Raw genomic sequence first — 12,631 nt, 5'->3', positions numbered from 1 at the left:
CAGAAACCTGGTTTTTCTACGAAATAAAATCGTTACAGCCACCAGCAAGAGCAGACAAACCCGGAAAGCTGGAATTTTTGGGCCTCAGTTTTCTTGTCATCTCGATCGCGAATAGCGATTTTTTGCAAGCATTATCCCAGCAACTTAACAATTATTAATTACCCATTGCCCATGAAAAGTCAAAAAGAAATTTGGCGAGTTATTCTCGCAGTAGCTATCAGTATTGTAGGCGTGCTGCACTTTGCAGTGCCCGCACCTTTTATCAGAATCATGCCGCCCCAGCTTCCTTACCCGGAAGCATTGGTTTATATCAGCGGTTTTTTCGAGATTTTGGGCGGGATTGGGCTGTTAGTTCCGCCCGTCAGCAGGGCGGCGGCGTGGGGGTTAATTGCCCTGTTTATTGCCGTGTTTCCAGCTAATATCAATCAAGCCGTCAACAGCATTCCGATAGAAGGGATTCCCCACAACCCATTAGTGTATTGGTTCAGGCTGCCTTTTCAAGCCGTTTTGATTGCTTGGGCCTGGGTTTATACCAAACCAGACGAAGGTAAACCACGGGCTTCTCTAATCCCAGATACGACAAAAAACGCCCCATGAAGCAATTCGACTACTCTTTGGATTTTAAGAACACCGACTTTCGACAGCACCCGGAACTTTATTGCGTAGGGAAAGGAGAACAAGGAGTGCTGTTGGTGGAACCTTACAAAGGAGAAATTCTGCCTTTCTGGAGATTTAAGACTCCTGAAATTGCCAGGGAGTCCAGCAGCAAAATTTACTCGTTATTTTTAGAGTATCTCGATCGCGAAGATTTTGTGGGAGCGGACATGGCGCGCAAGTTCTTGCAAATGGGGTATACTCGATCGCGCCGCTACGCCAACCACAAAAGCGGTAGAAAATACCAGCACAACCCTCAGAAAATGGAGTCTGTTGCAGAGCAAACCGCAGCTCGCAAAGATATTTTACCGCTAGAAGCAGATCCGGTGAAAGCAGAATCCGCCGCCATTTTTCAAGAAAAATGGATGCTGGCCAAAATCAACGAGAAATATCTCGAGCTTTTAGCCAGACATCGGCAGATGTACGAATCTTATTTAGTCAACGCTGAGGATTGACATACATTTACAAAAACTTAGAACTTACACTTTAGCCCCGTCGGCAGCATTGCAGTTGTGCTTGCCTATCTGGGCCGCATCTATTCGCTTAGCCCTAATATTTACTCGTCATCTTCTTCTGTTTGCCACTGTCGCCAAATTTCAAAGGCATTAAAGCCCCTGTATTGCAGGTAATTCAAGACTTTACCCTTGGTTTTCGGATCTGCTTTACCCCAAGTATCGATCTTGTATTTTCGCATGACTTTGGCTTTTAATTCAGCCAGTTTTTCTGCTTCGGAGTCCTGATTTTCGGGAATTTCTTCTTCCCAGACTTGCTCGAACAAATCGTTGGTAATTCCTTTTTGCAGGCACTTGCGCTTGATGGCAGACTTCCCGTATTTGCCTGCTGAAGAGGCGATCGAGTTTGCCACCAAGCGAGTGTCGGACTGATAGCCGCGGTCTTGAATTTGCGCGATCGCCTCCAATATTTCCTCATTGCCAAAACCTTTCTCTTGCCCCTTTTTGCGAAGTTCAGAGGCACTGTAGTCTTTGCGGGACAAGAGAAAATAGAAATAGTCAAGACAGCTCATCAGTTAAATCGAAGGGTGGCGCGCAAATACTCGTGTAGCGAATGCCAAATCCAGCCGCCTTGCTATCGGCTGACTGCATCGCGTGAAGCGAAGCTATCCCGCAGGGAATCGCCTCTATTCTTCTGTATCCTCCTCTTCATCATCCACTTCCACATCCGGTCTGTCCACATCGATCTGAATCAAGCGAATGTGCTTGTATCCTAGCTTAATTTCAAACTCGTCTCCCGGCTTTAATCCCATTTCTTGGGTATAATTTGCCCCGATCACGATCGAACCATTCTTGTGAACGCTAGCTCGATAACTCGCTTCTCGTCCGCGTCCGTCTGCTTTCGACTTCTCAAGCTCAATGCCCTTAGCAGCCAACACTGCATCGTAAAACTCAGCCAGATTAATCCGGGTTTCTCCACTTTTGCTGACCGTGAAGTAGCCGCAAAGCTTTGCAAGTTCTCTGCGCGGCAAATCACTGCCTTTGATTTTTTGAAGCAGACCTTTTCCTGTTAAGGGTGCTGTAGCTGTTTCTGCCATTGACCGTACCTCGCTTATTGGACTTTACTTATATCAATTACAACACATTAGATTAACTTTGTTTCACTGTCAATACTAATAATTCTGAATATTAAGATTCTGGATAAATTTCTGCGGCCTCAAGACCGGGGGTGCAAGTAAGGATGCTCGAAGGGCGATCAATTTGCTGCTTGCGGCCCAAATGCTTGCGTAAGCCTCTCTTGCGATCGCGCGGGGAATTATTGTGGCAAATTAAATGCTTTACTTTTTTACAGTAAAGTCTGTTCCCTGCATTCACCAATCCCCGATCAAGTCTGTGGTCAAGGTAAAAACAAGACAGCCATGAATCGAAATACCTAGAGTGCGGCCGCTGCAAATCTGCCAAAAGCATTTACTGGCCGGGGTTAACTTTTTACTCAACAAGGGGAGGCAGCACTTGTTCTCTATGCCCCTGCCAGCTACTTGCAAAACCAGTTTACAAAAATAATCCAACTGTAGGGCCGTGCTCCAAACCCTTATGGAATAAGTCATTCCCAATTCTTCAATCTCAAATCTCAAATCTCAAATCTCAAACGGTATAAACCCTATTTTTCGGGCGGGAAATCCCCTCAAAACCCTAAATACCAACGAGCAATCTTCTATTAAGGTGTTGGGCATATAACTTCCACAGAACGCAGTCTGGGGAAGGCAATCCGGTAAAAATTGAAGGAAATTTCACCTCTTCGTTGAACGGGTTTAAGCTAAAACCCGACTTAATGGGCGCGGCGGCAGAAACATCGGGCAGCCACTAAGAGGGGAATAGTTTTGATCGGGCGAGATTGCTTCGCGACTCTTAACACTTCGCCAGGAATCAGTAGATGTCTAGGCGTAACTCGGGAAAATCTTCCTCCTCCGGCTCCAAGCCAGAGAATTTGAGGTTATTTCCACAGGGGAATTGAAAAAGACCGAGTTAAATGCACAACCGCTTAAATGTTTGATGCACTACAAATTAGCAGCGGTTCCCGACATGGAGTTTCGATGGAAATGTATTGGTTTCCACTCGTGGCCTGTAAACTGCCATACTCTCAAAATTTATGCACCAACTGGAGGGGCACGTCAAACTCACAGCCGCTTCCATAATTAATTTTTGTGAGATATACCAACCGCACTGACGGTGAGGACGTTCTTAATTGTTGCAACTCTGGCTTTTATTGTCTTGTGCCGAATGACGAATGCTCCTGCTGCCGAATCAGCCCGCCCAAAAACGCATCCAAGCCACCGACTCCTGTCGTGGAGAGATCAAAATTTTAGAGTTTTGTTCCAGTTTCCAGATTTATCTGTGGAGTAAATCTCAAATCTCAAATCGTTCGACTCGGGGCTCAAGCCGAAGTCTAAAATCCAATACGGTTTACTTAAGAGGCGGGTTTTGCCTTGATACAGTCAATTATTTCATAAATTCGCTCGCCCAAGCCGCCCCTACCGCAATATGGTTGACTTAAGAAATTCGTCAAAAAGCCTTAAGTAAACCGTATTGGTCTAAAATCTACAATCGACTGACGAATTCTATATGAAGCTGCTTATTTTCGGTAAAAACCGGCTTGATGAACGTAAGTCCGAGATTCGATCGAGCAGCATACTGTTGATCACTTTGCCAGCGGCACCCGATCGCGAATGGCCACCAAAAACCACACCCAGTTTGGAGCCAGGCCAAGAGGGTCTAAATTCAGCATCGCAGTGGGCGATCGCTTTTAGTGACGTTGTTGCAGGTAATTTTGCGACAGGGGAGTCCGTACCGCCGGCAGTAACTCTTCAGGTTTCGTACCTCGCTGGTGCGAGTACCGCCACCCAAAAAAGCCAGCACTCAAAGCAACGGGCAATAAGCAAAGCATCAGGGCCACAGATTTTTTCAAGCCCGGTTTTTTTAACGGTTTTTGAGTCGGTGCAGCCGCGCGAGTTGCTTGGAGCGCCGAACACTCAGAATTAGGAATAGAGGACTGCGAAGCCGTCGGTGAGTTCGGTGAATTAGTAGCATCGGCTCGATCGTTCTGGTGAACCCAATCCCTACGATCTTTTAATTGCTCGGGAAAGTATTCCCAGACTTCGCCGTCAGAACTGTCTGACTCATGCGATCGATTGGCTGGCATTGGCGGGTATTGGGCGATCGCCGAAACCGAAGACGGGGCCTTCCATTCTGTACCCACGAGCGCCGGTTGCGTTCCCGACGCGATTATGTGCACCATAGAACCGGATGTCGCGCTGTGGGCTGGGCCCCCGGTCAAATAGCCGTCAAAGTCCGGGTGCTGGTAGAGAATCGGTAAAGCCCAGTATAGCTGGTGAGAACCGTAGGCAGAAATTAACCCAGCTCTGGCCCGGCTCAGGCTGAGATCGACTGGATAGCCTTGATTGAGGTTGCGGTAAAACAACCGCGTCAGAGTTAGCGCTACATCGTCGGGGATGCTTTCTGCCATTGCTAGCACTGCCGGAATGCCCCGCTTCACTAGAGCTTCGGTTAAGTTTCGTTCCGGGCTGTCGTCCGCGAGGTCTGAGGGGTCGCCGTAGGCGCCGCGGCAGGAGTTGAACACGGCCATCTGAATGCCGTTGTTAACAAGCAATCCAGCTAAGTCGTCGCCACTGAGGGTTTCGGTTAAGCCGGTGCGGCTGCTGACTAGGTAGAGTTCGCCACCTCTGGAACCTAAGTTGCTGTGGCCTGCGTAGTGCAGGACTTGGTAGTGCCCTTGTTCTAGGGCTTGGGTAAGTTGTTCTCGATCGGGCTGTTCGAGAATAGTCAGTTGAATTTCCGGGGAATGGGGGCTGTTTTTGAGAGGATTAGCGGTGCGGTTTTGGAGTTCTTGTTGCAGGTGGAGCACTTCTCGCTTGAGCTGCAAGCTGTCTCGATCGCTCGGAGAGGCGATCGCCATTAAAATTTTTAGTGGCCCGCTGCTAGGCAGTATCCGGGTTTGTTTGAACAAACTTGTACCTGGTTGGTAGCGGGAAAACACGACATCGGTGCCGGTTGCCAAAGGGCGATCGCCGGCGTGCAGAACTTCCCACGGCAGCCGCGGCAAGCGCCGGCCTTTGAGTCCGAGTCGCAGTTGCAGCACTTCTCGGCGGTGCTGGGCGATGCCTTGAGCGCAAGTCCAGCTATCGCGCAAGTTTCCTTGAAACAACCCGCTGTATAATTGTTGCCCCAGGGCTACTAAATTCGGCGCTGAGTTGTTTCCCGAACGGGAGAGGCCGCGACCAGCAAAATTGTTTCCCTGTACTGCTTTTCCCTGGAGCAAGCCCACCAGCGGGTCGTTCATCAGTTGAGCAGACAGTGCAAGCCATTCGTCGATCGGCCAGCGGACTTGTTCTTCGGCTAAGGGTACACCGGGTGCAACCCTTTCTGTCCTCACTAGATATTCGTCGTCCCCAACAGGGGTGACTGAGAGTTGAAATTCCTGGCTCACCGGTTTAGCGCCCTCCCGCCTTAATTCTGAATTTGCCTGCGTTTTTGCGGCTAGCAATAGCGATCGGCAAAATAATTTTTACTCTTCCAATCAAAGTTTCTGAATGCGCTTCCCCCGATCGGGCGATCGCTAGGGTCATATATATTTGTTCAAACACTTTGAGGATATAAAAGTTGTACTTTAATAACAGTTTATTAGTTTTGATTGCCCTGTGGCTCGGTGAAAGCCGAATTTTCTCCAATCTTGCTATCTTTAACATTTTGCACCTCTACCGCAGACCCCTTTAGATTCGTCGTGAACTTGAGTTTCTCATTGCTGAGTAAAGTTAAATTGGAGGCACTTTACCAGGCGGATCTCTAGTTCTTATTAAAATTACTTCTGCTCTCGCCAACCGGTTTCAGGGCAATATCGCAGGGAAAGTTGAGTATTTTATTTTTTTTGGCGAGCGGTCGATCGGTCTTCACCGCTTATCCTCTACCACCAACCCCCCATCTGAAATCTTGATTTTGTGTCAATTAATTAATTGGTCAGCCCTGGGTTCTCATCCGTAAGCCCTCCGCCCTCATCCTTAAGACCTCAGTGGCGATCGGTAATCCATAGTTGACCATCGATAATTGCTAATAACTGATTGCTAATTTACCGCTTTTATGATATAGAAAACTTTTAATTTAACTCTCTTAATCTAGTTAAAGTTAAGCAGCAAAAATAAACCTAAGTAGCCAAGAACTCTCAACAATACAACGGCAATCAAATTATTCCGGTACTCTCAAGCAACCATCATTTTTGGCATCTAGAGGATTACGCCTCATCAGGCCGGTTTCTCCGAGAATTATTGGATTTGGTAGCGAAGCTTCTACAAAACAATAGAGTTTCGCAGCCTCGCCGTGGGTTATTCCCGCTCAAAATGCCGATCGAGCTTGCAACTATCACCAAAAACGAATTCTGCGTCTATACTATTTTATTGTAAATATTGCAATCCGTCTTAAGATAGATATATTTTGGCCGAACTCTGAGTATTGAGCCGAAAAAAAAACTTTTTCTCAGTTGGCGAGGTTTCCTCGAATCGAGAAAAAATTGTGCAACTAAAAATTAGAACAAATATTTGCCCGAGTGAATTATCTAAATTTCTAATTACTCATCGGGAACTAAAATTAGAAGCGTGCAGTCGTTTAGTCAAGAGATTCAAATCCTAAGTCAGGGAAGGATTTGTCAAAGCTGGGAGTGTTACAGAACTTCAATACACCCAGCGGAGATCGGAAAAAAAGCAAGGGTAAAATTTGGGGGATACAGGTTTTGGGTAGTTATTTAGGAGTTGTCAGTTGCGAGTTTAAATTCAGCTAATTCACTGTAGAAATTACGTAGAAAATCTACAATCAGAGGCCCTTCGGCGCAGCTTACTGTAGAAATTACCGAGAACATCCTAAATGCTCGGCGCTTCGGCGCAGCACTTACAGTGTAGGTTGCGGATCAATTAATTTTGGTACGCAATTGCAGAATATAAAGCTCGCAACAGAGCGAAAAAAAAACCTTGCAGTTTAAGTGGCATCTATAATAGCAAAGATAAGGAGACCAGCTCCTCTAGCAGGCGAAAACATGAAGTTAAAAAAAATTCTTCTGCAGCCTCCTGTTTGCTGATAAATTGATTCTAAGAAGCTTACCATTTTTTGGGAAATATCAACGATGGAACCAGAAACAATGTTGTTAGAAGAAGGACAGGGAACACTTTTTCGAGTTCAAGATGAAACACAAAATCCTGTCGGGGGTTTAGGCAACAACAGGCCTGCACTTTCCGATGAGGAGTTAGCCAAGTTAATTGAGCAAGCACTCGCCGAAAACCCCGACGGCGTTAAGGACCAATTTCCCGAGCAGTCTAACGGTGCATCCGAAACAGGTGCTGCTGATAACAGCCAAATTGCGGAATTTAACGGCGTAGTAGAAGAAGGTGCAGGCGACAACAAAGATGACGATAACTTAGACGATGATGGCAACGGCATCGATCGCCGCCGAACTCTCTTCGGTACTGATGACGATGACGTAATTGTCGCCACGGGCGCTAACGAGGAGATATACGGCAAAAAAGGCAAGGACAAAATCAAAGGAAACCGTGGCAAAAAAAATAAAATCTACGGTGGTAAAGGTGACGACGATTGCGAAGGCGGCGATGACGACGATGAAATAAGAGGCGATCGCGATAAAGACAACGTTAAGGGCGGCAAAGGCAACGACAAGCTTAACGGCGGTAAAGACAACGATACCGTGATGGGCGGTACCGGCAACGACACCTGCGAAGGCGATGACGGCGATGACTGGGCCCACGGCAACGAAGGAGATGATGACGTTGACGGCGGCGCCGGCAACGATAGCATCTACGGTGGCAAAGACAACGACGATTGCGAGGGCGGGGAAGGCAACGATGCCGTCAGAGGCGACACAGGCAACGACAACGTTAGCGGTGGCGACGGCAACGATACCGTAAATGGCGGCAAAGATAACGATACCGTGAGCGGCGGTGCCGACAGCGACAACTGTGCAGGCGACGACGGCAACGATACCGTAAATGGCGGCATCGGTAACGATACCGTGATGGGCGGCGACGGCAGCGACAACTGTGCAGGTGACGAGGGCGACGACAGCGTGATGGGCGGTGCCGGTAACGATACCGTGATGGGCGGCGACGGCAGCGACAACTGTGCAGGTGACGAGGGCGACGACAGCGTGATGGGCGGTGCCGGTAACGATACCGTGATGGGCGGCGACGGCAGCGACAACTGTGCAGGCGACGAGGGCGACGACAGCGTGATGGGCGGTGCCGGCGACGACAGCGTGATGGGCGGTGCCGGCAACGATACCCTCGTTACTGGCGACGGCAATGACATGGCCAACGGCGGCGACGGCAACGACAGCGTTAGCGGCGGCGGCGACGGCAACGATACGCTGATGGGCGGCGACGGCAACGATACGCTGATGGGCGGTACTGGCAACCATACCTGTGTAGGCGGTGCTGGAGATGACGTTTATGGCATGAGTAACAGTAGCTCTGGGGCAAGTGCAGTCATCACTGACTACGAAGACGGCAAAGACAAGTTTCTGTTGTTTGCCGAATTGAACTTTAGCAGCTTGACGTTTATACAAGTCGGTGGCAATACCGAAATTCGGGTCAATAACTTCGCGCTGGCGCTCTTGTTGAATGTCAACGCAACGCTGATCGATGCTGGGGACTTTTTGGGAGTTGATCCTCAAACTCCAACTCTAAGTCCAACTCAAACTCAAACTCAAACTCCAACTCCGAACCCGATTTTCAACCCTCCGAAAGTGGAAGCTAATAAGAGCTTGACTGCTGGTTCCAGCGGCGGCGAGCAAACTATTACTTCTGATTTGTTGCGGTTTGTCGATGACGAGCAAGGTCCTAGCGGCACAGTCTTCAAGCTAACCGAGCTGCCCGATGCTACTACAACCGGCCAACTATTCTTTAAGGGAGTCGCTGTAACACAAGTCGGTTTTACCTTCTCTCAAGCAGACATTAACGCAGGCTCGTTAAGTTTCAAGGCGACAGTAGGTTTTATCGGTGCGCTTAGTTTTGGTTTTGAAGTTAGCAACGGCAAAAGATCTCTCACGGGCCAGCGTTTTAGCTTGAACATCGAGCAAGATTCCTTTAAGTTTGGTGGCACTACAGCACCTCAAGTTATTGTCGGTTCTGCGACGCTGGATAACGACATCGAAGGCAGCGATGGTGACGATGACATTACAGCCGGCACAGGCAAAGACAAAATCATCGGCGGCAAAGGCAAGGACAAAATTAAAGGCGGCGATGGCGATAACGATATCGACGGCGGCGATGACGACGATGATATCGAAGTCGGTAAAGGCAAAAACAAAATCATCGGCGGTTTGGGCAAGGACAAAATTAAAGCCGGCGATGGCGATAACGATATCGACGGCGGCGATGACGATGATGATATCGAAGTCGGTAAAGGCAAAAACAAAATCATCGGCGGTTTGGGCAAGGACAAAATTAAAGCCGGCGATGGCGATAACGATATCGACGGCGGCGATGACGATGACGATATCGAAGTCGGTAAAGGCAAAAACAAAATCAAAGCAGGCAAAGGCAAGGACAAAGTTAAAGCCGGCGATGACGATGACGATATCGACGGCGGCGATGACGATGACGATATCGACGGTGGTAAAGGCAAAAACACACTAAAAGGAGGCTTTGGCAACGACAAAATTCAAGGCGGCGATGATGATGACGAGATCGACGGCGGCCTAGGAACCAATACTCTAATTGGGGGTGCTGGAAAGGATCGCTTTATTTACCGGACTTCCCGCCAAGACATTCAAACAGTTGTAGAAGCTGACTTCATTACTGACTTTAGTGTCACTGACGATGTTTTAGAGCTTTCTACGGCAGCTTTTGCTAATCTCAGCGTTTCTAGTTTGACCCGACTGGAGATTACTGCTACTTCTGCTGTTGGTTCTATCGGCAGCTCTAATTTGCTCGACTTCAGTGCTGATATCACTGTTAACAGCATCGCGACTTTGCAAGCGCGGTTTGTAGCTTTGGGCGGCAACTCAGACGCGCCTACTTTCTGTCAGTTTACAGATGCCACTACCGGCCGTGCTGTACTGGTATTTGCTGTTGGGGCGCGCTTTGAAGTTCTGACCAGTTTCTCAGTAGACATTCGCCTGCAAATCAGTAACTTTGTCTTCACCGGCACGCCACTAAATATTCCTGTCGGTACTGCTGGCCCTGACAATTTCGATTTCGGCACTTATCCGGCTGCCGTTAATTTCGATGGTTTAGCAGGCGATGACAACATTGTCGGCAGCAACTTTAACGATAGCCTCAAGGGCGGCGACGGCAACGATACCATCACCGGCGGCCTTGGTTTGGATGTCATAAGCGGTGGCAGTGGTGCGGATCTGTTTGTTTACAGGACAACTAAAGAAGGCGGCGATAAAATTTCCGACTTTACTGTTGGGGTAGACAAATTCGAGTTTAGCGCGAGCGCTTTCGGCAATTTGACTACGACTAACTTTGACGGTGTTAGCGGGGTTTCTCCTGACATTACTGGCAAAGAGTTGGTGATTTTCACAGGCGGCAGTTATGCCTCTCTGGAAGCTGCACAAGCTAAGGTCGTAGGCAATTCTACAACTGCTGGTTTCTTCGCATTTACGAATGCCTCGAACGAGACTGTGTTGTATTTTGACTCGAACGGTACCGAAGCGGCTGGTTCTACCTTGATTGCGAATCTGGGTACTGCTGCTAGCAATCTGGGAACGGCGGACTTTGTATTTACAGGTACGATCGCCTCTTCGGATACTGGTACTACTACCAACTCAGGTAGCGTTGCCGATTTAACTGCTGCTGGGAACACTTTCCCAAGCGACTTTAACAATTTCGGTTCAGGTGTTGGCGGTTACAACTTCACTACTCCTGTCTTGTTTACCGGAGATGCGAAGGCTAACAGCGTCACTGGTACTGAGTTTGCTGACATCTTCAGCGGCGGTTCTGGTGCAGATGTTCTGACTGGCGGTGCTGGTGCGGATCTGTTTGTTTACAAAGCAGCAGGCGAAGGCGGTGATACAATTACCGACTTTACCTCTGGAAGTGACAAATTCGACTTTAGCGCGAGCGCTTTCGGCAATTTGACTACGACTAACTTTGACGGTGTTACGGGTTCAACTCCTGACATTACTGGCAAAGAGTTGGTGATTTTCACAGGTGGCAGTTATGCCTCTTTGGAAGCTGCACAAGCTACAGCCGTGGGCAATTCTACAACTGCTGGTTTCTTCGCATTTACGAATGCCTCGAACGAGACTGTGTTGTATTTTGACTCGAACGGTACCGAAGCGGCTGGTTCTACCTTGATTGCGAATCTGGGTACTGCTGCTAGCAATCTGGGAACGGCGGACTTTGTATTTACAGGTACGATCGCCTCTTCGGATACTGGTACTACTACCAACTCAGGTAGCGTTGTGGATTTAATCACTAATCCCGGTACTTACACGAGCGGAGTTAACAATTTCGGTTCTGGTGTTGGCGGTTACAACTTCACCACTCCTGTCTTGTTTACCGGAGATGCGACTGCTAACAGCGTCACGGGTACTGAGTTTGCTGACATCCTCAGCGGCGGTTCTGGTGCCGACATTTTCGACGGCGGTTTGGGTAACGACAGCATTTCCGGCGACGATGGTAATGACAGCCTCTTCGGCGGTGGCGGTAGCGATACTCTCAACGGTGGCATCGGGAATGACACTTTAATCGGTGGTGTGGGAACCAATGTTCTCAGCGGTGGTGCTGGTTTGGATGTGTTTGTGTTCAGCGGAACTACTGCTGACGGCGGCGATATCATTACCGATTACAGCATTGTTGATGATGTAATTAACCTCGACAGCACTGGTTTTGCAGCCTTTACAACCGGATCTGGGCCTTTGGGTTCGAGTTTCTACGCTTACAGCAGCACAGTGTCTGATGTAACTCTGTTTGAAGCAACTTTAACTGGGCCGTCCATCATGGCTATCTACGACGGTTTGTCTACTAAACTGTATTACGATAGCAACGGTTCTACGGTTGGTGGCAACAGTTTGTTTGCTACTGTCAATGTCGATTTGGGAGTTTCCGGTAATTCTGAATTGTTCTTGTTCTAAACGGCAAGAATCCTAATCGGGATATCGGTACGGTTAGGGACACAGCATGGCTGTGTCCCTACAAGATACGGGTAAGGACACAGCCATGCTGTGTCTTTTTTTTGGTAGTTGTTAAACAATTTAGCCGCTCTTTTTTGGGTAGGGAAATGGCATTGCCGTGTCCTCTTTTGCGTTGTTGTCGATGGTTGGAGTCGATCGCACTTGCGAGGGCAATTTCAGCATCCAATCCGGTTGATTTTACCCGTTATATCGATTCCGGTTGTATCGGAATGATTAAACCGCAGAGGACACAGAGGATACAGAGACAGGGAAGAGAGAGTTGAATAATTCCGATGCCAACGGATTTGATATTACCCAAAATCAGCACACG

General features: G+C 48.4%; 7 protein-coding genes. 3 read left to right on the top strand and 4 right to left on the bottom strand.

What is annotated here, in order from left to right:
• The first annotated feature begins 171 nt into the window (after positions 1–171).
• Together QUA58_RS09580 and QUA58_RS09575 are read left to right on the top strand one after the other, a co-directional pair.
• The gene (locus tag QUA58_RS09580) at positions 172–597 is read left to right on the top strand and encodes a DoxX family protein (protein WP_333250723.1); all 426 of its coding nucleotides are present in this window, start codon (positions 172–174) and stop codon (positions 595–597) included.
• Positions 594–1,109 carry a DUF4385 domain-containing protein gene (locus QUA58_RS09575; RefSeq protein WP_333250721.1) on the top strand — a complete coding sequence of 172 codons (516 nt, stop codon included), beginning with the start codon at positions 594–596 and terminating at the stop codon, positions 1,107–1,109. Before QUA58_RS09580 ends, QUA58_RS09575 begins: the two co-directional genes overlap by 4 nt.
• A 101-nt stretch (positions 1,110–1,210) precedes the next feature.
• On the opposite strand, the gene QUA58_RS09570 is transcribed toward QUA58_RS09575, so the two are convergent.
• The 4 genes from QUA58_RS09570 to QUA58_RS09555 form a co-directional block, all read right to left on the bottom strand.
• Complete coding sequence (locus tag QUA58_RS09570) at positions 1,211–1,678, bottom strand: regulatory protein RecX (protein ID WP_333250720.1); 468 nt, start codon at positions 1,676–1,678, stop codon at positions 1,211–1,213.
• A 114-nt stretch (positions 1,679–1,792) separates the two neighbouring features.
• Positions 1,793–2,203, bottom strand: coding sequence for an AbrB family transcriptional regulator (locus tag QUA58_RS09565; RefSeq protein ID WP_293126913.1), 411 nt, complete (start codon positions 2,201–2,203; stop codon positions 1,793–1,795).
• 1,706 nt (positions 2,204–3,909) lie between these two features.
• Positions 3,910–5,610, bottom strand: coding sequence for a CHAT domain-containing protein (locus QUA58_RS09560; protein ID WP_333250718.1), 1,701 nt, complete (start codon positions 5,608–5,610; stop codon positions 3,910–3,912).
• 4 nt (positions 5,611–5,614) lie between these two features.
• Complete coding sequence (locus tag QUA58_RS09555; RefSeq protein ID WP_333250716.1) at positions 5,615–5,869, bottom strand: hypothetical protein; 255 nt, start codon at positions 5,867–5,869, stop codon at positions 5,615–5,617.
• A 1,421-nt stretch (positions 5,870–7,290) separates the two neighbouring features.
• Between QUA58_RS09555 and QUA58_RS09550 the strand changes: the two genes are divergently transcribed.
• Positions 7,291–12,261, top strand: a complete 4,971-nt coding sequence (locus QUA58_RS09550) for a cadherin-like domain-containing protein (RefSeq protein ID WP_333393814.1) — start codon at positions 7,291–7,293, stop codon at positions 12,259–12,261.
• Positions 12,262–12,631 lie beyond the last annotated feature (370 nt).

The sequence above is a fragment of the Microcoleus sp. N9_A1 genome, assembly GCF_036701795.1.
Classification (GTDB): Bacteria; Cyanobacteriota; Cyanobacteriia; order Cyanobacteriales; family Microcoleaceae; genus Microcoleus.
Note: the sequence above shows the minus strand (reverse complement) of the source record. Positions and strands in the feature narration are given on the sequence as shown.